Annotated in this window: 26 protein-coding genes and 1 rRNA gene; 14 read left to right on the top strand and 13 right to left on the bottom strand. The window is 61.4% G+C overall.

Going from position 1 to position 23404, the window contains the following annotated elements:
- Window positions 1–9: 9 nt before the first annotated feature.
- From rrf to AACW18_RS15860, 3 genes are all read left to right on the top strand, one after another.
- Window positions 10–124: ribosomal RNA gene (gene rrf, locus AACW18_RS15870) — 5S ribosomal RNA — on the top strand.
- 275 nt (window positions 125–399) lie between these two features.
- On the top strand, window positions 400–717 hold the full coding sequence (gene tmaR, locus AACW18_RS15865; RefSeq protein WP_033132275.1) for a PTS system regulator TmaR: 318 nt from the start codon (window positions 400–402) through the stop codon (window positions 715–717).
- Between the two features lie 217 nt (window positions 718–934).
- Window positions 935–4018 carry a transglycosylase domain-containing protein gene (locus AACW18_RS15860; RefSeq protein WP_218389184.1) on the top strand — a complete coding sequence of 1028 codons (3084 nt, stop codon included), beginning with the start codon at window positions 935–937 and terminating at the stop codon, window positions 4016–4018.
- A 90-nt stretch (window positions 4019–4108) separates the two neighbouring features.
- Here AACW18_RS15860 and yjgA read toward each other — a convergent pair whose 3' ends face one another.
- The gene (gene yjgA / locus AACW18_RS15855; RefSeq protein WP_218291491.1) at window positions 4109–4633 is read right to left on the bottom strand and encodes a ribosome biogenesis factor YjgA; all 525 of its coding nucleotides are present in this window, start codon (window positions 4631–4633) and stop codon (window positions 4109–4111) included.
- Window positions 4634–4744: 111 nt separating this feature from the next.
- On the opposite strand from yjgA, the gene pmbA reads away from it, so the two are divergent.
- Window positions 4745–6088, top strand: coding sequence for a metalloprotease PmbA (pmbA, locus tag AACW18_RS15850; RefSeq protein WP_218389183.1), 1344 nt, complete (start codon window positions 4745–4747; stop codon window positions 6086–6088).
- Between the two features lie 80 nt (window positions 6089–6168).
- On the opposite strand, the gene murA is transcribed toward pmbA, so the two are convergent.
- Genes murA through mlaF form a run of 7 tightly spaced genes read right to left on the bottom strand, consistent with a single transcriptional unit; the run spans window position 6169 to window position 10691 of the window.
- Window positions 6169–7425: a UDP-N-acetylglucosamine 1-carboxyvinyltransferase gene (gene murA / locus AACW18_RS15845; protein WP_042653304.1), complete on the bottom strand. Its 1257-nt coding sequence runs from the start codon at window positions 7423–7425 to the stop codon at window positions 6169–6171.
- Window positions 7426–7441: 16 nt separating this feature from the next.
- On the bottom strand, window positions 7442–7699 hold the full coding sequence (ibaG, locus tag AACW18_RS15840) for a BolA family iron metabolism protein IbaG (RefSeq protein ID WP_005306001.1): 258 nt from the start codon (window positions 7697–7699) through the stop codon (window positions 7442–7444).
- Window positions 7699–7971 (bottom strand): STAS domain-containing protein, encoded by a 273-nt coding sequence (locus AACW18_RS15835; RefSeq protein WP_218291494.1) that lies wholly within the window; start codon window positions 7969–7971, stop codon window positions 7699–7701. Before AACW18_RS15835 ends, ibaG begins: the two co-directional genes overlap by 1 nt.
- Window positions 7968–8603 carry a phospholipid-binding protein MlaC gene (mlaC, locus tag AACW18_RS15830; RefSeq protein WP_218389182.1) on the bottom strand — a complete coding sequence of 212 codons (636 nt, stop codon included), beginning with the start codon at window positions 8601–8603 and terminating at the stop codon, window positions 7968–7970. Before mlaC ends, AACW18_RS15835 begins: the two co-directional genes overlap by 4 nt.
- A gap of 9 nt (window positions 8604–8612) precedes the next feature.
- Complete coding sequence (gene mlaD / locus AACW18_RS15825) at window positions 8613–9104, bottom strand: outer membrane lipid asymmetry maintenance protein MlaD (protein WP_042653301.1); 492 nt, start codon at window positions 9102–9104, stop codon at window positions 8613–8615.
- A 7-nt stretch (window positions 9105–9111) separates the two neighbouring features.
- Window positions 9112–9891 carry a lipid asymmetry maintenance ABC transporter permease subunit MlaE gene (mlaE, locus tag AACW18_RS15820; RefSeq protein ID WP_042653300.1) on the bottom strand — a complete coding sequence of 260 codons (780 nt, stop codon included), beginning with the start codon at window positions 9889–9891 and terminating at the stop codon, window positions 9112–9114.
- Window positions 9891–10691 (bottom strand): phospholipid ABC transporter ATP-binding protein MlaF, encoded by an 801-nt coding sequence (mlaF, locus tag AACW18_RS15815; RefSeq protein ID WP_218291495.1) that lies wholly within the window; start codon window positions 10689–10691, stop codon window positions 9891–9893. The genes mlaE and mlaF overlap by 1 nt, the downstream gene beginning before the upstream one ends.
- A 206-nt stretch (window positions 10692–10897) precedes the next feature.
- Here mlaF and AACW18_RS15810 point away from each other — a divergent pair, with 206 nt between their 5' ends.
- The 10 genes from AACW18_RS15810 (at window position 10898) to npr (ending at window position 17709) form a co-directional block, all read left to right on the top strand.
- A complete protein-coding gene (locus AACW18_RS15810; protein ID WP_218389181.1) occupies window positions 10898–11893 on the top strand; it encodes a KpsF/GutQ family sugar-phosphate isomerase in 996 nt (331 codons plus the stop codon).
- Entirely contained in the window at window positions 11893–12447 is a 555-nt protein-coding gene (kdsC, locus tag AACW18_RS15805) for a 3-deoxy-manno-octulosonate-8-phosphatase KdsC (protein WP_042653297.1), read from the top strand. The genes AACW18_RS15810 and kdsC overlap by 1 nt, the downstream gene beginning before the upstream one ends.
- Window positions 12444–13004: an LPS export ABC transporter periplasmic protein LptC gene (lptC, locus tag AACW18_RS15800; protein WP_042653296.1), complete on the top strand. Its 561-nt coding sequence runs from the start codon at window positions 12444–12446 to the stop codon at window positions 13002–13004. Before kdsC ends, lptC begins: the two co-directional genes overlap by 4 nt.
- Window positions 12991–13509 carry a lipopolysaccharide transport periplasmic protein LptA gene (lptA, locus tag AACW18_RS15795; RefSeq protein ID WP_218329474.1) on the top strand — a complete coding sequence of 173 codons (519 nt, stop codon included), beginning with the start codon at window positions 12991–12993 and terminating at the stop codon, window positions 13507–13509. The genes lptC and lptA overlap by 14 nt, the downstream gene beginning before the upstream one ends.
- Window positions 13510–13521: 12 nt before the next feature.
- Window positions 13522–14247, top strand: a complete 726-nt coding sequence (gene lptB, locus AACW18_RS15790; protein ID WP_042653294.1) for an LPS export ABC transporter ATP-binding protein — start codon at window positions 13522–13524, stop codon at window positions 14245–14247.
- Window positions 14248–14312: 65 nt separating this feature from the next.
- Window positions 14313–15752 (top strand): RNA polymerase factor sigma-54, encoded by a 1440-nt coding sequence (locus AACW18_RS15785; RefSeq protein WP_218291498.1) that lies wholly within the window; start codon window positions 14313–14315, stop codon window positions 15750–15752.
- Window positions 15753–15772: 20 nt separating this feature from the next.
- Window positions 15773–16060 (top strand): ribosome hibernation promoting factor, encoded by a 288-nt coding sequence (hpf, locus tag AACW18_RS15780; protein ID WP_042653292.1) that lies wholly within the window; start codon window positions 15773–15775, stop codon window positions 16058–16060.
- 2 nt (window positions 16061–16062) lie between these two features.
- Complete coding sequence (ptsN, locus tag AACW18_RS15775) at window positions 16063–16509, top strand: PTS IIA-like nitrogen regulatory protein PtsN (protein WP_042653291.1); 447 nt, start codon at window positions 16063–16065, stop codon at window positions 16507–16509.
- A gap of 40 nt (window positions 16510–16549) precedes the next feature.
- Entirely contained in the window at window positions 16550–17416 is an 867-nt protein-coding gene (gene rapZ / locus AACW18_RS15770) for an RNase adapter RapZ (protein WP_042653290.1), read from the top strand.
- Window positions 17417–17436: 20 nt separating this feature from the next.
- Entirely contained in the window at window positions 17437–17709 is a 273-nt protein-coding gene (gene npr / locus AACW18_RS15765) for a PTS phosphocarrier protein NPr (RefSeq protein WP_042653289.1), read from the top strand.
- Window positions 17710–17727: 18 nt separating this feature from the next.
- Here npr and AACW18_RS15760 read toward each other — a convergent pair whose 3' ends face one another.
- The 5 genes from AACW18_RS15760 to AACW18_RS15740 form a co-directional block, all read right to left on the bottom strand.
- The gene (locus AACW18_RS15760; protein WP_218389180.1) at window positions 17728–19632 is read right to left on the bottom strand and encodes a BglG family transcription antiterminator; all 1905 of its coding nucleotides are present in this window, start codon (window positions 19630–19632) and stop codon (window positions 17728–17730) included.
- A 99-nt stretch (window positions 19633–19731) separates the two neighbouring features.
- A complete protein-coding gene (gene dagF / locus AACW18_RS15755) occupies window positions 19732–20472 on the bottom strand; it encodes a 2-dehydro-3-deoxy-phosphogluconate aldolase (RefSeq protein WP_218389179.1) in 741 nt (246 codons plus the stop codon).
- The gene (locus tag AACW18_RS15750; RefSeq protein WP_218291501.1) at window positions 20472–21587 is read right to left on the bottom strand and encodes a DgaE family pyridoxal phosphate-dependent ammonia lyase; all 1116 of its coding nucleotides are present in this window, start codon (window positions 21585–21587) and stop codon (window positions 20472–20474) included. Before AACW18_RS15750 ends, dagF begins: the two co-directional genes overlap by 1 nt.
- Window positions 21571–22710, bottom strand: a complete 1140-nt coding sequence (locus AACW18_RS15745) for an amidohydrolase/deacetylase family metallohydrolase (protein WP_218389178.1) — start codon at window positions 22708–22710, stop codon at window positions 21571–21573. Before AACW18_RS15745 ends, AACW18_RS15750 begins: the two co-directional genes overlap by 17 nt.
- Before the next feature lie 42 nt (window positions 22711–22752).
- The gene (locus AACW18_RS15740) at window positions 22753–23403 is read right to left on the bottom strand and encodes a DUF4310 family protein (protein ID WP_033132299.1); all 651 of its coding nucleotides are present in this window, start codon (window positions 23401–23403) and stop codon (window positions 22753–22755) included.
- Window position 23404 lies beyond the last annotated feature (1 nt).

The following is a 23404-nucleotide window of genomic DNA, read 5'->3' as shown; positions in this document are numbered from 1 at the left end:
AAGTTTTTGCCTGGCGGCCATAGCGCCGTGGAACCACCTGATCCCATGCCGAACTCAGAAGTGAAACGCGGTAGCGCCGATGGTAGTGTGGCATTCGCCATGCGAGAGTAGGACACTGCCAGGCTCCCAATTTGAAGAAGTCCGCTCAATCGAGCGGGCTTTTTTATTGCCTGAAATTCCTGTCGCCTCCAGCGTTACCCATCGCATTCTCATTCCTAGCCATATTGCTGCCCCTTCCCGGCTGTCAGAACCCACGCCAGCTTGCGATTTGGGTTGTATCTGCATCATAACTCGGTAGAGTAAAGGGCACTCTGGGTTTGCCTGTACCATGTCTTCAGCTCCTCTCTGGTACGGGGTAATCCGACCTGTTTTCATTAACCTTCAATCAGTGGTATCGATATGGAACAAGTAAACAAGTCTACCTTCAGCGACGTATTGGAATATGTGCGCATGTCCCGTCGCCAGAACAAGCTCAAGCGCGAGATCGTCGACAACGAGAAGAAGATCCGTGACAACCAGAAGCGGGTGCTGCTGCTCGACAACCTGAGCGACTACATCAAGCCGGGTATGAGCATCGATGAAGTCCAGGCCATCATCGCCAACATGCGCGCCGATTACGAGGAGCGGGTTGATGATCACATCATCAAGAACGCCGAGCTCTCCAAGGAACGCAAGGAACTGAGCACCAAGCTGAAAGGCATGAGTTCCAGCAAATAAGATTGCCGCCTCGCGATTTTGAAACACCGGCCTCTGGCCGGTGTTCCACTTCTGTTCATCAGCTCGGATCTCTCTCCGCCCTGCAACAATCGGCTCCCATTTTCATAATCGCCCTGTTAACATCGCACCAAAGCGGTCAATAGTTTTCAAGCCCTTGACTTGAAACGACTAAGCTTGAGTGAAACACAATAAATTGCGCAACCATGGTGGGGCTGATATGGGCGCATCAAAACAGACGGATTTGAACAAAGTGGCACCTCAGGATTCATCCGTACCGCATGCGGACGGGCAACACAAGCACAAGCGTCGTCCCTGGTGGCGGTGGTTGTTCTGCTTTATTTTTTTGCTTTGCCTGGCTGCTGCGATCGCCCTGCTTGGCTATGAGATGAAGACCTCTCGTCTGCAGTCGCAGGAAATTTCCAACTATGCGTCCAAGCTGACCTATCAGCTCGAGCCCGGCCTTAGCAAGCAGATCCGCTTCCCTGATGACGGTCCCTTCGACAAGCGGCTCGGCTATGTAATGCTGCCGATGATCCAGGAGCGGCTGATCCAGCGCGGCTATCAGGTGAGTGAGCAGGTGCATTTTTCCGATGCACTGTACAACTACGCCAGCCATGGCTTCTTCGTGCCATACACCGAGAAGGTACAAGCCGGGCTAACCCTGCACGACTGCCGCGCCGAGCCTTTCTATCAGTACAAGTATCCGACTCACTACTACCCGGATTTCAACTCCATTCCTCCCCTGGTAATACAGTCGCTGCTGTTCATCGAGAACCGGGACCTGCTGAGCAACGAACAGCCGCTGGCCAACCCGGCGGTAGACTGGCCGCGTTTCGCCAAGGCGGCGCTGTCCCAGGTGGGCAAGGCGCTGGACATGCAGGATCAATCCGCCGGTGGCAGTACGCTGGCCACTCAGGTCGAGAAGTATCGCCACTCCCCCGATGGCCTGACCCTGTCGCCGACTGAGAAGATCCGCCAGATGGCTTCTGCCAGCGTACGGGCCTATCGACTGGGGCCTGAGACCCTGGAGGCACGCAAGCTGGTCGCCTGGGCCTACCTCAACTCGGTGCCACTCTCTGCGGCCCCCGGCTATGGCGAGGTGCATGGCCTGGGTGACGGTCTCTGGGTCTGGTTCGGAGCCAATGTGGATGAGGTGAATCGTCTGCTGGATCCCGCCCGCAACCAGGACGCCACGCTGGCGGAGCAGGGCCTGGCCCTGCGTCAGGTCGTCTCCCTGATGATCGCTCACCGCCGCCCCTCTTACTATCTGGCTCAGGGGCGGGAGGCGCTGTCGACCCTGACCGACAGCTATCTGCGTCTGTTCGTCCAGGAGGGGATGATTGCGCCTCCGCTGATGGAGTCTGCGCTCAAGGCCAAGCTCGGCTTCCGCGACTTCCTGCAGTCACCGGCGATCACCCGGGTCAATAACAACAAAGGCTTGCAGGTGGCGCGGACTCGCCTCAGCCGCCAGCTCGGGGTCCAGCTGTATGATCTGGATCGTATGGATCTGACGGCGGACACCACGCTCAACATGCCGCTGCAAAATGACATTTCCCGTTACCTGCAGCAGCTGGCTGACCCAGCCGTTGCCGCTCAGGTCGGCCTGTTTGGTGAGCGCCTGCTCTCGCCGGAAAAGACGGGAGACGTGAAGTACAGCTTCACCCTGTTCGAGAAAACCCCGGAAGGGGTGAAGGTGCGGGTGCAGACCGACAACACGGATCAGCCGTTCGACATCAACGAAGGCAGCAAGCTGGAGCTGGGCTCCACCGCCAAGCTGCGGGTGCTGACCACCTATCTGGAGATCGTCACCGAGCTGCACGACAGCTATGCGGGCATGCCGGCCGACAGCCTGCGAAAGATAGAGGTGTCCAACCAGGACAATATCAGCCGCTGGGCCATCTCTTACCTGGTGGTCGCCAAGGACAAGAGCCTGCCGGTGATGCTGGAGGCGGCGCTGGATCGCAAATACTCCGCCAGCCCCTATGAGGGCTTCTTCACTGGTGGCGGCATGCACACCTTCAACAACTTCCGCAAGGAAGACAATGGCCGTATCCCGCCGATCCGCGACGCGCTGCGCGAGTCCATCAACCTGCCCTTCGTGCGGCTGATGCGGGACATAGTGCGCTACAGCCTCTATAAGGAGGGGAACCGGGCCCAGTTGCTCAAGGATGACAAGGATCCGCGCCGTACCGAGTACCTCGCCAAGTTTGCCGACAAGGAGGGTCAGACCTATCTGCTGCGCTTCTGGCGCAAGTATCAGGGCAAGACCCCGGATGAGCGGCTCGATACCTTCCTAGATGGTCTCAAGCCCAGTGCGGTTCGGCTCGCTGCGGTGCATCGCTACCTGATGCCGGAGGCGTCGCAGCTGGACTTCGCCGCCTTCCTGGCGAAGCGCTTACCGCGGGACAAACTGAGTGACAAGCGGATCGAGCAGCTCTACACCAGCTATGGACCTGGTAAGTATTCGTTACCGGATCAGGGCTATATTGCGCGGGTGCACCCGCTGGAGCTGTGGTTGCTCTCCTACCTCAAGGAGTTCGACAAGGCGACCTTCGCCGATGCGGTCGCGGCCAGCCGTGATGAGCGTCAGGAAGTGTACAGCTGGCTGTTCAAGACCCGTCATCGCAGCGCCCGGGATAGCCGCATCCGTACCATGCTGGAGGTCGAAGCCTTCCTCGACATCCATCAGCGCTGGGCGCGGCTGGGTTATCCGTTCGATCACCTGGTGCCGTCGTTGGCGACGGCACTCGGCAGCTCGGGGGACAGACCGGCGGCACTGGCCGAGTTGATGGGGATCATCCAGAACGGGGGTATACGTGCCCCGACCCAGCGCATCGAGTATCTCTCGTTTGCCAAGGACACGCCCTTTGCCACCGTGTTCGAACCGGCCAACGTCCAGGGCACTCGGGTACTGCCGGTCGAGGTGACGGATGCCTTGCGCAATGCCCTGTCCAAGGTGGTGGAGGGGGGCACGGCGCGGCGCATCGCCGGGGCCTTCGCCCTGCCGGATGGCACCATCTTGCCGATGGGGGGCAAGACGGGGACCGGGGACAACCGGCTGGAGACGGTCGGTCGTTATGGCAACGTGACCAGCTCGCTGGCCCGCAACCGGACCGCGACCTTCGTCTTCTACATCGGCGCCGATCACTTCGGCACCCTGACCGCCTATGTGCCGGGCAGCCAATCCGACAAGTTCCGCTTCACCTCGGCGCTGCCGGTACAGGTGCTCAAGGGGATGGCCCCCTTGCTGATGCCCTATCTGCAGCCGGGGACTCATACCCAGTGCATGGCGGGCAACTGATGCGCGAACACATCGTATAAAAAAACGGGGCCAGATTGGCCCCGTTTCGTTTTCGGCCGGCGGCATTCTGCCCCGGACGTGCGCCATGACTTACAACTGGTCTTCGATCTCACCACGCAGATACTGGTACATCTCGCGGAAGGCCACCGGCGGCTTGTTCAGCTCCCGCTCCTTGTTGGCACTGCGGATCAACTGGCGCAGCTTCTGGCGATCCAGCTCGTGGAACTGAGCCATCAGCTCGTTGAGGGCGCTGTCCCCTTCGTTGATCAGCCGCTCGCGCCACTGCTCCAGACGATGCAGACGGGCATTGACGGTCGAGTGGCGGTTCTTGAAGATGGAGAGAGCCTGTTCGATCGGCTCAATATCCCGGCTGCGCATCAGGCGGCCGATGAACTGCAGGTGGCGGCGGTAGGATTCGTCCTTCTTGGGCTTGAGTTTGCGGCCCAGTTCGATGGCATCGGCCAGCTCTTCATCCAACGGGATCTTTTCCAGCTCGCTGTGGCTCAGGGAGACGATCTCTGCTCCCAGCTTTTGCAGTGCTTCGGCGTCGCGCTTGAGCTGGCTCTTGCTGGGACCCCAATCGTCCAATTCGTTGTCGTCTTGATACTGACTCATCGGTCTCTGATTCCTGTCATTCACGTTAGGGGATATGTTACCAGCTTCTCCCGCTGGGCGCAGGGGTCTGATATGCTTAGCCCCTTTCCTTCCTTCATACAGATGTGAGTTATGGACCAGCAAGACCAAATCCGCCAGGATCAAGCCCATCTCGAGGCCGTCGTCGCCGAGGCACTGGAGATAGCCAAGGGACTGGGCGCCTCGCTGGCCGAAGTTTCCATCAGCAAGCAGACCGGGCTGTCGGTGAACACCCGGGGTTGTGAGCTGGAAAGCATCGAATTCAACAAGGATGGGGCGCTCGGCATCGCCGTCTACCGCGATGGCTGCAAGGGGTCCTCTTCGACCACTGACCTGAGCAAGTCTGCCATCCGTGCCGCCGTCGAGGCGGCCATGGAGATCGCCCGCCACACCTCACCGGATGACTGTGCCGGTCTGGCGGATGCCGAGTTGCTGGCCTGGGATGCCCCCGATCTGCTGCTGTGCCATCCCATCGAGCTGGATCCCCAGCGCGGCATCGAGCTGGCCATCGAGTGCGAACGGCTGGCGCTGGGTCGCGATGCCCGCATCAAGCATTCCGACGGCGGCAGCTTCTCCAGTCATCTGGGGGTCAAGGTCTACGGCAACAGCCACGGCTTCGTCAAAGGCTATGCGGCGTCACGCAACTCGCTGAGCTGCGTGCTGATTGGTGAGCAGGATGGCGACATGCAGCGGGACTATGGCTACTCCTCCAGCCGGGATCTGGCCGGACTCTGGAGCCCGCAGCGGATCGCCGACGAGGCGGTGGAGCGCACCGTCTCCCGTCTCGGTGCCCGCAAGATCTCCACCCGCCACGCCCCGGTGCTGTTTCACCCGGACACCGCCGCCGGCCTGTGGGGCCATCTGGTGATGGCCATCAGCGGCGGCAACCTTTATCGCAAGTCGAGCTTCCTGCTGGACAAGCTGGGCGAGCAGATCCTGCCGGACTGGCTCCGCATCCAGGAGTTCCCCCACCTGCGGGGAGGGCTGGCCAGCAGCCCGTTCGACGGTGAGGGGGTGCGTACCCGCGACATGGACATCATCCGTGACGGTCGCCTGATGAGCTGGCTGCTCACCTCCTACTCGGCGCGCAAGCTGGGGCTGACCAGCACCGGCCATGCCGGTGGCATCCATAACTGGCAGGTCTCCAATACCGGCCAAGACTTCCAGGGCATGCTCAAAGAGATGGGTACCGGCCTGCTGGTGACCGAGCTGATGGGGCAGGGGGTCAATATCGTCAACGGCGACTACTCCCGTGGCGCCGCCGGCTTCTGGGTGGAGAACGGCGAGATCGCCTACCCGGTGGAGGAGATCACCATCGCCGGCAACCTCGCGGACATGTTCCGCACCCTGGTGGCGGTCGGGACGGACGAGGACGAACGCTCCAGCCTCAAGACCGGCTCGGTACTGGTCGAGCAGATGAAGCTGGCGGGTCACTGATCCCCCTTGCTTTCCTGCACTGGCGGCATGAAAAAGGCCCCCTCGCGTTGGCGAGGGGGCCTTTTTAGTGGGCTGATAAATCAGCCCTTGATGCGCTCGATGCGACCACCCAGACCCTGCAGCTTGTGCTCGATGTCTTCATAGCCACGGTCGATGTGATAGATACGCTCAACTATGGTGGTGCCCTCGGCCACGAAGCCGGCGAGAACCAGGCTGGCGGAGGCGCGCAGATCGGTCGCCATCACCTGGGCACCCTTGAGTTGCTCGGTGTCACGGCAGATGGCGACGTTGCCCTGCAGCTCGATGTCCGCGCCCATCCGCACCAGTTCAGGCACGTGCATGAAGCGGTTCTCGAAGATGGTCTCGGTGACCATGCCGGTGCCTTTAGCGACCGCGTTCAGCACGGTGAACTGGGCCTGCATGTCGGTCGGGAAGGCCGGGTAGGGGGCCGTCTTGATGGTGACCGGCTTGAGGGTACGACCTGTCATGTCCAGGCTGATCCAGTCAGCACCCTTCTCGATCAGGGCGCCGGCCTCTTCCAGCTTGACCAGTACCGCTTCCAGCAGGGAGGGGTCTGTCTTGCGGCAGGTGATCTTGCCGCCGGTGACAGCTGCACCCACCAGGAAGGTACCGGTTTCGATACGGTCAGGTTGCACGCTGTAGCTGCCGCCGTGCAGACGCTCGACCCCGTCGATGGTCAGGGTATCGGTGCCCGCGCCTTTGATGTCGGCGCCGAGGGTGTTGAGGAAGTTGGCCAGATCGACCACTTCCGGCTCACGGGCGGCGTTCTCGATCACGGTGCGGCCGTCCGCCAGGGTGGCGGCCATCATCAGGTTCTCGGTACCGGTGACGGAGATCATGTCCATCAGGATGTGGGCACCCTTGAGACGACCATCGACCCGGGCCTTGATGTAACCATCCTCGATGGCGATCTTGGCACCCATCAGCTCCAGGCCGTGCACGTGCAGGTTGACCGGACGGGCCCCGATGGCGCAACCGCCGGGCAGGGAGACGTCGGCCGCACCGAAGCGGGCCGCCAGCGGGCCCAGCGCCAGGATGGAGGCGCGCATGGTCTTCACCAGGTCGTAGGGGGCGACATGGTTGTTCACCGCACCGGTCAACACGGTCACATTGCCGTTGACCTTGGTGCTGGCACCCAGCATCTCCAGCAGCTTGAGGGTGGTGCCCACGTCCTTGAGGCGCGGCACGTTGGAGAGTTGGATCTCCTCATCACACAGCAGGGTCGCGAACAGGATTGGCAGGGCGGCGTTCTTGGCGCCGGAGATGGTCACTTCGCCGTTGAGCGTGCAACGACCATCGATCTTGAATTTGTCCATTTACTTAGATACCAAATCAGGAGGGCAATAGGAATTTACGTTCGCGCTTCCATTCGGCATCGGTAAACGCCTTGATGGAGAGTGCGTGGATGGCGTTGCTGGCGATCTTGTCCATCAGCGGAGCGTAGATGGCCTGCTGTTTCTTGACCCGGCTCATACCGTCAAACATGTCGCCGACGGCTATCACCTGATAGTGACTGCCGTCGCCTTTGACATGGACTTCGGACAATGGCAAGGCCTCAAGGAGTATCGCTTCAATTTCAGAGACTTGCATTATGCGTCCTCAGTGTTGGGCGGGGTTGATTGAAACAAATTGGCCACCCCGTACAGGTTGGCCAAGGTATGGAAATCACGGGAGGCGCCCACCAGTTGTGGTGTGGCGCCTCTTGCGAGGGTGGCCTTGGCCCACTTGACCAGCAGGGCCAGCCCGGCGGAGTCCAGGGTGGTGACGCCGCTCAGCTCGAGCGCATCATCTTGCCACCACTCCGCCCGGCGCTGCCACAAGGCGTTGACCTGTGGTGCCTGCAGCTCACCCGTCAGGGTCATGACTTGAGGACCAGCGGCTTGGCGTTGTGTTCGCGCAACTGGGCGATCACCGCATCGATGCCATTCTGGCGAATGAGGCCACCGAGCTCGCTCTGCTTGGCGGAGAGCAGGCTGATCCCTTCGGCGACCATGTCGAAGGCCTTCCACTCGCCGGTCTTGTTGTTCTTGCGCAGCTTGAACTCGAGGAAGATGTCCGGCTTGCCGGTCTCTTTCACGCTGACGTTGACGGCGGTGATGTTGCTGTCGGTCGGTGTCTTGCCCGGCTGGACCTGGACGGTCTGCTTGTCGAAGTGGGCAAGGGCATCGGCATAGGAGCTCACCATGTACTCGGTGAACACCTCGACGAAGGCATCACGCTGGGCGGGAGTGGTCTCCTTGATCTGGTTGCCGAGCACCTTGTAGGCGGCGAAGCGGTTGTCCACGTAAGGCAACAGCTCTTCGCGGATGATCACCCGCAGGTGGTCCGGGTTGCTCTTCACCTGGGACTGATCTGCCTTGAGGCGGGCGAAGGTCTGCTGGGCAGCCTGATCCACCAGGGCATAGGGATCCGCGGCGCTGGCTTCTGCCTGGGCAGTCACGGCAAACAGCATGCTGGTCATCAGACCCAGCAGCAGGGCAATTTTCTTGAACATGGTTACTCCTTACTTGCTGGCAGCTTTGTTGTCGGCAGACTGACTGTAGAGGAACTTGCCAATCAGATCCTCCAGCACTATGGCCGATTTGGTGTCTTCGATCATGTCACCATCCTTGAGCATGTTGGTGCCCATCTCCTCGTCGGTGAAACCGGGCGCCAGACCGACATACTGCTCGCCGAGCAGACCCGAGGTCAGGATGGAAAGGGTGCTGGTCTCGGAAAACTCGCCGGCGCTCTTTTGCATCTGCAAGGAGACCACTGGCACCAGGCTCTTGGCATCCAGGGCGATGTCACTGACCCGACCGACGACCACACCACCGACCTTGACCGGTGAGCGGACTTTCAGGCCGCCGATATTATCGAAATGGGCGCGCAGGGTATAGGTTTCTCCTTCCGGTTTGAAGCTCAAACCGGCAACTTGCAATGCCAATACCAGAATGGCCGCGATGCCGGCCAGCATGAAGGCGCCGACCAGGAATTCTACTTTGCTGAACTTCATCTTTACCTTATCCAAACATGATTGCGGTGAGTATAAAATCCAGACCGAGCACGGCCAGGGACGAGTGGACCACGGTCCGGGTCGTCGCCTGACTGATCCCGGCCGAGGTCGGCTTGGCATCATAGCCATTAAAGAGCGCAATCCAGGTGACCACCAGGGCGAAGATCAGACTCTTGATGGCCCCTTGCATGATGTCATCCTGCCAATCGACGGAGGCCTGCATGGCAGACCAGAAGCTGCCCTCGTCCACCCCCAGCCAATCGACGCCGACCAGCTTGCCACCGAAGATGCCGATCAGGCTGAACATGAAGGCCAGCAGCGGCATGCTGATGACCCCGGCCCAGAAACGGGGGGCCACCACCCGGCGCAGCGGATCCACCGCCATCATCTCCAGGCTGGAGAGCTGCTCGGTGGCCTTCATCAGCCCGATTTCGGCGGTCAGGGCGGAACCCGCCCGGCCGGCAAACAGCAGGGCGGTGACGACCGGTCCCAGCTCCCGCAGCAGGGAGAGGGAGACCAGCGGCCCCAGGCTCTGCTCGGCACCGAAATCCTTCAGCACGTTATAGCCCTGCAGGGAGAGCACCATGCCGATGAACAGACCCGACACCAGGATGATGGCGACCGATTGTACCCCTACCACATAGAGCTGCTGCATCAGCAGGGGGAAGTGCTTGCGTGGCTGGGGGCGGCCCGCCAGCGCGTGAAACAGCATGATGGTGGCGCGGCCGATGGCGTTGATGAAACGCACCCCAACCCGACCCAACTTGCTTACTTGGCTTATCAACATCACAGATCCTGTAGCAGATCGCCTGCCGGAAAATGAAACGGAACAGGACCGTCTGGCAATCCTTGCAGGAATTGTTCGACTTCCGGATTGTGCTCCTCGCGCAGCTGATCCGGGGTGCCGTGCGCCACCACCTTGCGGTTGGCGATGATGTAGGCGTAATCGGCGATGCTCAGCACCTCCTTCACATCGTGGGTGACGATGACGGAGGTAATACCAAGGGCACTGTTGAGTTCCTTGATGAGCTTCACCAGCACCGCCATGGTGATGGGATCCTGACCGACGAAGGGCTCGTCATACATGATGAGGTCCGGATCCAGCGCGATGGATCTGGCCAGCGCGGCGCGCCTGGCCATGCCACCGGAGAGCTCGGACGGCATCAGTCTGGCCGCGCCACGCAGCCCGACGGCCTGCAGCTTCATCATGACGATGGTGTGGATCAGCTCCTCCGGCAGGCCGGAGTGCTCCCGCAGCGGGAAGGCCACGTTGTCGAAGACGGTCATGCCGGTGAACAGGGCACCGCTCTGGAACAGCATGCTCATCCGTTTGCGGACTTCATACAGGCGGGAGCGGGAGAGGGTGGGAATGTCTTCTCCATCAAACAGGATATGACCCGATTCAGGTTTCAGCTGGCCACCGATCAGGCGCAGCAAGGTGGTCTTGCCGATCCCGCTTGGCCCCATGACTGCGGTGACCTTGCCACGGGGAATGGTCAGGTTGATCCTGTCGTACAGCAACCGATCCCCGTGACTGAAGGTCAGATCGGAGATGGTGATCAGGTCATTGTTCAAACAATTGTCCATCCGGTATAAAAGAAGAGCGAATTTTATGGGCTAGTCTAGGTCTAAGCAACAGCAAGGAACAACTATTGAGCGTGCTTCCCCCCCAAATGCACGACAGTTTTATGTAACAACTTGCATCAGCAGGATGAGGTCCCGCATCCGATTCGCTTATCTCGGCAGACTTTTTTATAATCCCGCAGCAAATTTCGGCCCGGAGCTGTGTCTTTATGTCTGTAAAGCCTGAAAAAGTGTCTGAACTGTTCGATTTTCGTCGCAGTGCCCGCGCGGTGCTGGACATTGAAAAGCAAGCGATTGATGGCCTCTACCAGTACCTCGACGAGACCTTCGATCGGGCCTGCGAGATGGTGCTGCGCTGCGCCGGCAAGATAGTGGTCACCGGCATGGGCAAGTCTGGCCATGTCGGCAACAAGATCGCCGCGACCCTGGCCAGCACCGGCACGCCAGCCTTCTTCCTGCATCCTGGTGAAGCCAGCCACGGGGATCTGGGGATGATCTCCGCCGGCGACCTCATCATCGCCATCTCCAACTCCGGCGAGAGCGACGAGATCCTGGCCCTGTTGCCGGTGCTCAAGCGCCGGGGCATCCCGCTCATCTGCATGACCGGCAACCCTGCCTCGACCATGGCCAAGGAGGCCAATGTGCATCTGTGCATCAAGGTCGACAAGGAGGCCTGCCCGCTCGGCCTGGCACCGACCTCCAGCACCACTGCGACCCTGGTGATGGGGGATGCGCTGGCCGTGGCCCTGCTGGAGGCCCGTGGCTTCACCGCCGATGACTTCGCGCTCTCTCACCCGGGCGGTTCGCTCGGCAAGCGACTGCTGCTGCGGGTGGGCGATCTGATGCATCGCGGCGAGCTGTTGCCCCAGGTAGGGATAGATGCCACCATCAGCCAGGCGCTGCTGGAAGTGAGCCGCAAAGGCCTGGGCATGACGGCAGTCGTGGACGCGCAGGGGCTGCTGGCCGGCCTGTTCACCGATGGTGACCTGCGCCGGATCCTGGATCTGCAGGTGGACATCCATCACACCCCGATCGCCAAGGTAATGACGGCCAACTGTGTTACCGTAGGGCCTGAGATGATGGCGGCCGAGGCCGTCAAACTGATGGAAACCAGAAAGATTAACGGATTGCTGGTGGTGGATGAAGAGCGGCGGCCACTGGGTGCCTTCAACATGCACGACCTGCTGAAAGCCGGGGTGATTTGATGCAAGACGTACCGACCCTCTATGGTCCGGTGACGCGCGGCCAGTACGACAAGGCGGCGCAGATCCGCCTGCTGGTGTGCGATGTGGATGGAGTGCTTTCCAATGGCTTCATCTACATGGGCAATAACGGCGAAGAATTGAAGACATTCTGCACCCGCGACGGGGCGGGCATGCGTGCCCTGCTCAATGCCGGGCTGGAGATCGCCATCATCACCGGGCGCAACTCCCGCATCGTCAGCGATCGGATGCGCGGCCTGGGAGTGCAGCACCTAGTGCAAGGGGCGGATCAGAAGCTGCCCCACTTCGAGGCATTGCTGACCAAGCTCGGTCTCGAGGCGTCGCAGGCGGCCTATATGGGGGATGACACCATAGATCTGCCGGTGATGCAGGCCTGCGGCCTCGGCATCGCGGTGGCGGATGCCCATCCGCTGGTGCTGGCAAAGGCGGATCTGGTGACCCGGCTGGGAGGGGGCGTCGGCGCGGTACGCGAGGTGTGCGACCTCATCCTGCAGGCGCAAGGGTTGGGCGACTACCAGCCCGAGGCCTCACGATGAACAGACAGACGCTGCTGTTTGCCCTGCTGTTTCTGGTGGCGCTGGGGGCCTGGCAGTTTGGCGAGATCGAGCTGGCCCCCGAGCCGGTCACCAAGGTGGAGAATTATCAACCTGACTTCACCGCCAAGAATCTGATCACGACCCGCTTCAACGAACAGGGCAAGCGGACCGAGCGGCTGGAGTCGGAGTTTGCCGAGTATTTCCAGATCCTCGAGCAGGCGACCTTCGAGAAACCGGTGGTCTACATGTTCGATGAGCAGGGCGAGGCCGAGTGGAAGGTCACGGCCGAAACCGGGGTGCTCAACACCGACGACAACGTGATCCTGCGCGACAAGGTGCATCTGGACGGCCTGCTGCCAGCTTCCTTCATCTCCACCCTGGACACCCCCTATCTGGAGCTGGACCTGGTGACTCAGGACGTGAGAAGCAATCAGCACATCCGCATAGTGGGTCAGGAATTCCAGACCGAGGGGGTTGGCCTGAGGGGTCACCTGGATCGTAAATATTTCGAATTACTGGATAAAGGCCATGCCACTTATTTCAATGAAAAACGTTAATCTGGCCCTCGCCGCCCTGCTGTTGTGCGGTGCGGTGAACGCCAAAGAGTCTGACTTTGCCGAGAAGGTCTATGTGGACGCGGTCAAGCAAGTGGCCGAGATGCAGGACAATCGCATCACCTTCAGCGATGATGTGATCATCACTCAGGGCACCATCAAGATTAAGGCCGACAAGGTGGTGGTGATCCGCTCCGGCGATAAAGGCGCCGAGGTGATGACCGCCTATGGCAACCCGGCCACCTTCTTCCAGATCCTGGACAACGGCAAGCCGGTCAACGCCCACGGCAACAGCATCCGCTACGAGCTCAAAAACCGGCTGGTCACCATCACCGGCAACGGCCAGCTCAAACAGGAAGACAGTCAGGTCACCGGCGACCTCATCCGCTATGACATCGTCAAGCAGAAGATGATCGCCGAGAGCAAGGGCCCCACTCAGCGCGTCAAGACGGTGTTCCTGCCAGAGCAGGTAGAAAACTTCGACAAGCCCGCCGATCAGAAGAAGTAGGAAACAGAAGCCATGGCAGTGTTAAAAGCAGTCGGCCTGCAGAAGAGCTACAAGCGCCGCATGGTGGTCAGCGACGTGAGTCTGGAAGTGGGCACCGGCCAGATCGTGGGGCTGCTCGGCCCCAATGGTGCCGGCAAGACCACCTCCTTCTACATGATCGTGGGTCTGGTGCAGCGGGACGCCGGCCTCATCACCATCGACGATCAGGACATCAGCCTGCAGCCCATGCATATCCGAGCCCGTAACGGCATCGGCTATCTGCCGCAGGAGGCCTCGATCTTCCGCCGTCTGTCGGTGTTCGACAACCTGATGGGGGTCATGCAGACTCGCAAGGGCTTGAGCCGCGAAGAGCGGGAAGACAAGGTCGAGCAGCTGCTGGAAGAGTTCAACATCACCCACATCCGCGACAGCCTGGGGCAGAGCCTGTCGGGGGGGGAGCGGCGCCGGGTCGAGATCGCCCGCGCCCTGGCGGCAGAGCCGAGATTCATCCTGCTGGATGAACCCTTTGCAGGTGTTGATCCTATTTCCGTCATAGACATCAAGAAGATCATCCAGCACCTGAAAGAGCGGGGCCTCGGTGTGCTGATCACCGATCACAACGTCCGGGAGACGCTGGATGTGTGCGAAAAAGCCTATATCGTCAGCCATGGCAAGATGATTGCCGAAGGCGCTCCGGCCGATATCCTCGCCGATGAGCAGGTCAAGCGCGTCTATTTGGGCGATCAATTCAGTCTATAGTAAGGGGGCATCCCTCATTTTTGTTAGGTGGCTGCCTCGCTGAACATAAGGATATCCCGACGTAGATGAAGCCGACATTACAGTTGCGTCTCGGTCAATCCCTGACCATGACGCCACAATTACAACAAGCGATTCGTCTGCTCCAGCTCTCCACGCTGGAACTCCAGCAGGAAATTCAGCAAGCGCTCGACAACAACCCCTTGCTGGAGCAAGAGGAGAGCGAGACGCAGGAGACCAACCCGGAAGAGGCGGTCGATGCCAGTCAACTCGATTCCAGCGATGCCATGGCTCAGGACAAGATGCCAGATGAGCTGCCGGTGGATACCACCTGGGACGATGTCTATTCGGCCGGAACGGCCCAGAGCGCCGGCCCCATCCACGATGGGGAGGACAGCGTCTATCAGGGGGAAACCACCGAGAGCCTGCAGGACTATCTGCTGTGGCAGATGCGACTGACCCCCTTCAGCGATCTGGACGCCGCCATTGCCCTCGCCATCATCGATGCCATCGACGAATCCGGCTATTTGACCGTTTCTCTCGAGGATATTCAGGCTGCAGTCAGCAGCGATGAGGTAGAAGTCGAACTGGATGAAGTCGAAGCCGTGCTCAAGCGGGTGCAGCATTTCGATCCTATCGGCATTGCCGCCCGTTCGGTACAGGAATGTCTGCTGATCCAGCTCGCTCAGTATTCGCCCGATCTGCCCTGGCTCAATGAGGCAAGGGAAGTGATCAACGAGCACATGGACTTGCTCGGCAACCGCGATTACCGGACCCTGGCGCGCAAGACCAAACTCAAGGAGAGCGACCTCAAGGAGGTGCTGGATCTCATCCAGCAGCTGGAGCCAAGGCCAGGCAATGGCATCATCCAGAACGAGTCTCAATATGTGATCCCGGATGTGTCCGTGGTCAAGAAGGGCTACAAGTGGGTGGTGGAACTGAATCCGGATTCGGCGCCGCGCATTAGGGTCAATGAGACCTATGCGGCCATGGCCAGACAGGCCAAGACCAGTCAGGACTCCCAGTTCATCCGCTCCCACTTGCAGGAAGCCAAGTGGTTCATCAAGAGTCTGGAGAGTCGTAACGACACCCTGCTCAAGGTCGCCAGCTGCATCGTCGAACAGCAGCAGGGCTTCTTCGAGTACGGTGAGGAGGCCATGAAGCCCATGGTGCTCAACGACATCGCCGAGGCGGTGGAGATGCACGAGTCGACGATCTCGCGGGTGACGACCCAGAAGTACATGCACACGCCCCGTGGCATCTTTGAACTGAAGTTTTTTTTCTCCAGTCACGTCAATACGGAGGGAGGAGGAGAGTGCTCATCGACCGCAATTCGCGCCCTGATCAAAAAGTTGGTGACGGCAGAGAACCCTGCCAAACCGCTTAGTGATAGCAAGATCGCGGATTTGCTGGCCGAACAGGGTATTATGGTGGCGAGACGCACGATCGCAAAGTACCGTGAATCCTTGTTGATCCCGCCATCCAATCAGCGCAAACGCCTGGTTTAGGCAAACAAAAGGAAGACGTTATGCAAATTAACCTGACCGGACACCATGTCGAGATTACCGAAGCTCTGCGTGATTATGTGAATAGCAAATTTGCCAAACTCGAGCGTCACTTTGAACATATCAACAACGTGCATGTGGTGTTGAGCGTCGAAAAACTGAACCAGATTGCCGAAGCCAAGCTGCACGTCAGCGGGGGTGAGGTGTTCGCCAATTCGGAGCATGCCGACATGTATGCTGCGATTGATACCCTGCTGGATAAACTGGATCGGCAGATCATCAAGCACAAAGATAAGTTAAATCAAAAATAACTATGCAACTTGAACACATACTGAGTCGGGACTGCACCAAGAGTGCGGTCCCTTGTACCAGCAAGAAACGCGCCCTCGAGATCATCAGTGAACTGGCCGCAGAGCGCCTGGGCGCCTCCCGTCAGGTGCTGTTTGAAAGCCTGCTGGCGCGGGAAAAAATGGGCAGTACCGGGATCGGTGCCGGTATTGCCATTCCTCACGGCCGGATCGACGATGCGTTCGTCCCGACCGCCGTGCTGATGACCTTCTCCGAACCCATCCCATTCGATTCTATCGACAACCAACCGGTTGACCTGCTCTTTGCCTTGCTGGTGCCGGAAAGCGAGTGCAAGCAGCACCTCAAGACCCTTTCCCTGATGGCATCCAAGCTGGGTGACAAGGCCGTCTGCCGCCAGTTGCGCCAGGCGACCAGCGACGAAGAACTCTACCAGATCATGACCTCGGCCTGATGCCGGGCATGATACAGCCATGTTGGCGTGAGGGGACAAGATGCAGTTAATAGTGGTAAGCGGTCGCTCGGGCTCCGGTAAGACGGTGGCCCTGAGGGTACTGGAGGATCTGGGGTATTACTGTGTGGATAACCTGCCGGTCAATCTGCTGCCCCAGCTGATCGTCTCGGTCGAGAGCCAGTATGACAAGCTGGCGGTCAGCATAGACGTGCGCAACCTGCCCACTCAGCCCGACCGGCTGGAAAACTTGCTGGCCCAGGTGCGCAACGAGGGGCGGGTGGAGTTTTCCAGCTTCTTCTTCGATGCCGACAACAACACCCTGCTCAAGCGCTACGGCGAGAGCCGCCGGCTGCACCCCCTGTCTCGCAACAAGCTGTCGCTGGATGAGGCGATCCGTGAGGAGACCCACCTGCTGGCGCCGCTCTCCTCCACCGCCGATCTGCGCATCGACACCACCAGTCTCAGCATCCATGACCTCAGCGAGCTCATCAAGACCCGGGTGCTCGGCAAGAAAGAGAACGAGCTGGTGCTGGTGTTCGAGTCGTTCGGCTTCAAGTACGGTATCCCCAAGGATGCCGACTTCGTGTTCGATGCCCGCTTCCTGCCCAATCCGCACTGGATCCCCGAGCTCAAGCCCTTCACCGGTCAGGATGAGCCCGTGGCCAACTACCTGTCCGGCCAGCCGGACGTGATGCTGTTCATCCAGCAGATCGAGAACATGCTGGGGACCTGGTTGCCGCACCTTGAGCGCAACAATCGCAGCTATGTGACGGTCGGCATCGGCTGTACCGGCGGTCAGCACAGATCCGTGTTCATCGCCGAGCGGCTGGCCAGCGCGTTCCGCCTGCTCGGCAAGAACGTGCAGATCCGCCACCGCACCCTCGACAAGCGCTCAACCCAAGCCTGACAGATCAATAGGACGCTCAGATGACTGTTTCCGCCTCGGTAGAAGTCAAAAACAAGCTGGGAATGCACGCCAGACCGGCCATGATGCTGTTCGAGCTGGTGCAGGGTTTCGATGCCCATGTGCTGCTGCGCAACGAGGACGGCGTCGAGGCCGATGCGGACAGCGTGATCGGCCTGCTGATGCTGGACTCCGCCCAGGGCAAGCAGGTTGAGGTGCAGGTGGAGGGGCCGGAAGAAGAAGAGGCCCTGGCCGCCGTGGTGGCGCTGTTCACCTCGGGCTTCAACGAGGAGTGAGGCTCGCCTCCTCTCCCGTCATGATCCGGTGCGTGCCAGCGCCTTGAAGCTGGCGAAATCCCGACAAGCCAGCAGATTCTTGCTGGCTTTTTCGTTCATCAGCGCCAGGAACAGATCGTAGAGTCCCATCGCCTCCTCATAGTCGGCCTTGGCGATGGCCAGCGCGAAGATGAGGGTGGCGGTCTCGCCATTGCCCCACTCGATGCCCTGAGGCGCCAGCACCGTGTAGACCAGGGTGCGGCGCGCCAGCAGGCCGAGGGAGTGGGGCAGGGCTATGCCATCCCCCAGCATGGTGGAGACGATCCGCTCCCGCTCGTGCAGGGAGCCCCTGAACGCCTCCTCCACCAGATCCTCCCGCTCCAGCCGATCGCAGATCCGGGCAAACAGACTGGCCTGGCTGAGCGGTTCATCCACCACCATGAAGTGTTCGGCATCGAAGTACTTGTCGAGCAGGTAGGGGCGGGTGCGATCGATCAGCACCAGCTTGCCGAGCTGCTCCAGCTGGTACTGGGTCGGGAAGGGCGCCACCTGCACCACGGGGGCATTCTTCTCGCTCACCTTGACCGTGCTGATGACAAAGTCCTGCGCTATCCGTGGCAGGCTCTCGTAGTCCCGCACCGACTCCAGGCTGCTCAGCTGCAGCTGGGGGTATTCCCGCTTGATGCGCGCCTCCAGCACCCGGAAGGTGGCATTGCCCGCGTCGCACAGCAGCAGCGCCTGGGGTGGACGGCTGTAGCCGATGTCGTAGTGACGCTCCAGCCCGACCCCGATGTGGATCACCAGATAGCCTATCTCGTGATGGGTCAGGTGATAGGGGGTCTGCTTGATCCACTCCGAGATGGCGGCCAGGGTGATGTCGTAGGCGAGGGGATAATATTGCCTGATGTGTTCCGCCAGCGGATTGTGGCTGCCGATCTGGTATTTGATCCGCAGCAGCATGGCGCTGATGTGGGTCAGCAGATCGGAGTGCAGCTGGCTGTCGTGGCGCAGATCATAGGGATAGTGCTGGTGGATGTAGTCCAGCAGGTGTGCGACCAGCTGGGCGCTCTCGGCGGCCATGGTCGGGCTGAGCTGCGGGGTATCGGCGATGAGACGGGCCTGGATCTGGATGGCGAGGCAGATGATCTCCTGCTCGCCCGGCGGTGTCAGGGTCGGCAGCTCGGCATAGATGTCGCGGGCCACGGCCGCCAGGGGGGCGGTGAGGTCCTCGCTGCTGAATGCCAGCAGTTCGTGGCCTGCCGCCTGCCGCAGCAGGGCGACGGCGCAGTAGATGGTGAGCTGTTGCAGGCTCTCGTCCGCCAGCCGCAGCTGATGATGTCCGAGCTGCGCATGAATGCGATTGCCGATGACCTCCCGCGTCTTGCTGGGGCAGAGGTTCGGCAGCAAGCCTTGCAGCGGGTGGTTGCGAGTCTGCTCCCGATAGAGCAACTGGGTGAGGCAGGCCCGGATCGCCGTCTCCTCCCCCTGGATGCGCATGCCGAGCCGTGGCTTGCTGTCGATGCCGAGCCCGAAATGGGCGAGCCGCTCCCGCACTTCCGCCATGTCCCCCTGCAGCGCCGCCCGGCTCAGATACCAGGTATCCGCCAGCTCATCGAGCTTGATCCCCTGCTCGGCGGTGAGCAGCAGCAGCTGCAGATGCAGCACCCGCTCACGGCTGGTACGGGGCAGGCTGCTCTCCTGCTCCTGCGCCGCCAGCAACTCATCAAACAGCCCCTGATTGTAGATCTTGAGCTGGTAGCCGCAGCCGCGCTGGTGGATCAGATGGCCACCGTGGGTGGCAATCAGCTCGTTGAGGGTCGCCACGTCGGTGCGTACCGTGCGGGTGGAGACATTGAGGCGACGGGCGAGCTCTTCCTGTGGCAGCGGTTCGGCGTGGAGCAGGGTCAGCAGCTGATGGAGTCTGGGGTGGGGCAGCTTGGTCATGGGGAAGCGAGACTCCTGTCGCGGGATGAGGATCGATGTTAACAAGCGGGACATGCACAAGCCAGGCACCGGCCGGGAAGTGGGCCGGTGCCAGTCATATCACGCCAGCAGTCGCTTCACCATGGCGAGCAGGGTGCGCACATCCTCGGGGCGGGTCTGGCCGCTCTCGCCGTCGATGATGGAACTGTAGACGTGGGGGATCACCTTCTCGACCCCGGCCGCCAGCGCGATGCGGACTATTTCCTCGAAGTTGTCGAGATCGATGCCGCCGGTGGGCTCCAGCCAGAAACCGTGGCGGGCACAAGCCTCGGCCACCGCCTGGTACTCGTCACGGCAGGCGAGGCCGCCCATGGGGAAGAACTTGACCGAGCTGCCCCCCATGTCCTTGAGCAGGGCGATGGCGGTATCGATGGGCACTATGCCGTCGGCCTGGCCGGCGCTCAGCGGGCCGGTGGAGATCTTCACCATGCCGGGGGTGCCGGTGGGGGAGATGAGACCGTTGACCAGGGTGTGAGGCTGACCGAGCAGCGCCCGGCTGGCACCGACCCCGGTGAACACCTGGTTGACGTGCTGGGGCTGCAGCTGGCGGGCCAGCTCGGCCACCATGGCGGACTGGCGGGGATCGCCTGCGCCCAGGCCGATGGAGAGGGCGTTGTCGATAAGCTTCGCGTACTCACCCATGTCGGCGACGGCGGAGGCCACATCCGGGTAGTTCTTGGAGAGCACGCCGACCAGCACGTGGCCCTCGGCGGCCTCATAGATATCGACGGCATTTTGCTTGGAGCCGGCCAGCACGTTGAGGCAGATACGGTCAAGGTAGTAGTTGGGAGTAAGGGACATCAGCGGGTCTCCTGGGTTAGCTGGGCGATGGCGGCATGGATCTGGTCGAGCTGGGCCGGGCTGACGCTGCGCACGTCGATCTCGATGTGGCCCTCGTTGGCCTTGTAGCCGCGGCAGTAGATGGCCGGGTTGCCCTGCTGCAGGCGATCCACCAACTGCAGGGTGGTGATGCCGAGCCGGGCATGGTCGAAGGCGATGTCGGTGCGGGCGATGTCGCGCCCGGCACTGTCCCACACCACCTGGGCCCTGACGCCGGGCAACTGGTTGAGGCGCTCGATGAAGGGGGTCATCTTGGCCACCATGGCGGCGCCACTCTCCTTCTCCTTGACCAGATAGCGCTCGATGGCGTGGGTCAGGCCGAGGATCCCCTCCTTGCCTACCTTCATGGCGCGGCCTATGCCGTTGGTCTGCTGCTTGACCCACTCCACATACTGGCGTTTGCCGAGCACCAGGCCGCTGGTGGGTCCCTCGATGGCCTTGGCGCCACTATAGATGACCAGATCCGCCCCCTGGTTGTAGTAGAGCTGCAAGTCTTCTTCCGCGGCCGCATCGACGATGAGCGGCAGCTGGTGGGCCCTGGCCACCTCGGCGGCCTGGGCCACCGACAGAATGCTCTTCTGCACGCAGTGGTGAGACTTGATGTAGAGGATGGCGGCGGTATTGGGGTTGATGGCGGCGGCCAGCTGGGCGGGGGAGCATTCGTTGGCATAGCCTGCCTCCACCACCTTGCCGCCCCCCAGGTTGACCATGGTGCCCACCGGGGCGCCGAAGTTCACGTTGTGGCCCTTGGGCAACACTATCTCGCTCGGCACCCCGTGGGCATGGGCGTGCAGCTGCTCCAGCCGGTAGGCATCGCCGCGCACTATCACGGCGGCCACCGACTGGGCGATGCCGGCACTGGCGCAGGAGACCACCACCGCATCCTCCACGCCGAGCAGGCCGGCGAGGTAGGCGCCGGTCTTGTTGACCAGATCCTTCACCTCGAAGTAGTGGCCGAGGCCGAAGTTGACCGCGTCGACCACCTCCTGCTCCGGGGTGGAGACGCCGAGGAGGGTCATGCGCCCGGAGGCGTTGATCACCGGTTTGAGCTGATATTTCTCATACACAGAAGGCATGGTGGGATTTTCCATATTGAGTGAGAACCAGGTCACCGCCCACCAGGGCGGCGAGGGGAAGCAGTTGCAGATCGCCGTGGCGGGATTGCGCCTCGGTATCCATAAACAGGGCAGGGCCGCTGGCCAGTTCGAACAGGGTCAGATCGGCATCGGCCCCCAGCTCGAGCCGACCCTTGCCAGGGAGACGCAGCGCCTCGGCGGCCTGGCTGGTGACGCAGGCGAGCACCTGCTCCAGCGTCATGCCGATGGCGAGAAACTTGGACATCACGTGGGCCAGGCTGTACACCGGCCCCTTGATGCGGTTCTTGCAGTAGATATCCGAGCTGATGGTGTGGGGCAGGATCCCCTGACGGATGGCGGCCTCCGCCACCTCGAAGCTGAAGCTGGCGCCACCGTGGCCGATGTCGAGCCGCAGCCCCCGTTGCAGCGCCTCGCGCACCGCGACCCGCAGCTCGCCGGCCGGGGTCAGGATGCGGTTCGGCTTGCCGTTGAAGCAGTGGGTCAGCAGATCCCCCTGGCCGAGCAGGGCGACGATCTCGTCCAGCTCGGGCGGGGTGTTGCCCACATGCACCATCAGCGGCAACTGGCCGTGGGCCTGTTGCAGCGCCTTGGCCATGCGCAGCGGCTGCAGACCGTTCTCGCCCACTACGCTGCCGCTCATGCGGGCCTTGAGGCCGACGATGAACCGCGGGTGGCGGGCGATGGCGGCAGACGCCAGCCCGACATCCAGATCCCGGCTGTCGGCCAGCTCGTTCTGGCGCAGCAGGCCGATGCGGGAGATGTTGAGCAGGGCGTGCACCCGGGTCTTGCAACCGGCCGCCAGTCGCTGGAACGCGTCCACGTCGTCGGCGCCCGTGCTGCCGGCATCGATGACGGTGGTGACGCCGGACTCCACGCCGACCTTGTCAGGTTCATCCTGATAGATGGGGGAGGCGGGATAGCAGTGGGTGTGGCCGTCGATCCAGCCCGCGCTCACCCCGACCGCACCGGCCAGAGTGAGGATTTGCTTCGCCTCGGCCGCCGCGGGCAGCTGGCCGAGGGCCGCAATCTTGCCGTCCTGGATGGCGATGTCGATGAGCTCGCCGTTTCCCTGGCGCCCCGCTCTGATGATCATGTCATACATGCTGATGACCTCTGAAATGCCGCCCCGAAGGGCGGCCTGTGCTTAGACTAGGGCGATCGGGAAGAAGGTCCCGAGCAGCATGGCACCCAGGATGGCGCCGCCGGTGATGGGCTTGCCCCACACGTAGAACAGCAGCGCACCCAGCAGAGAGCCCAGCCCGATGGGGATGGAGGCGCCCATGGCGGAGAGGATGATCAGGGGGCCGAGGAAGCGCCCCGAGCTGTTGCCCGCACCCATCATCACATCCGCCCCGTAGGTGGAGTTGCTCTGGTTGATGGTGAACTTGCGCGCCAGGATGATGATGCCGCCGATGGCGACCCCGATGGCCATGCCGGTCACCAGCGAGGCACCGAAGTTCTCTATCGGGTAGACGATGCCGGCCCCCAGCAACAGGGCGGGCACACCCAGTCCGACCCCGGTCTGGATGGCGCCGCCGATATCCAGGATCCCCACCAAGGAGCCCTCGATGATGCGGGCGAACAGGAAGCTGGCCCCGAAGGCCGCGACCGCGCCATAGGCGCCGGTGTCCATCCCGGCTTTCAGCATGGAGACGAAGGCCACCTCGTTGAAGGCCCCGACTCCATACAGGTAGAACATGTGGGTCCCGGCGAAGACGCCGGCCGAGAGCAGGCCGACGAAGATGGGGAAGGACCAGTCGGCATACCAGAAGTTGTTTCTCAGTTTCTCATCCATG

Origin of the sequence: Aeromonas sp. sia0103 (assembly GCF_963895295.1) — a bacterium.
Taxonomy (GTDB): domain Bacteria; phylum Pseudomonadota; class Gammaproteobacteria; order Enterobacterales; family Aeromonadaceae; genus Aeromonas; species Aeromonas encheleia.
Note: the sequence above shows the minus strand (reverse complement) of the source record. Positions and strands in the feature narration are given on the sequence as shown.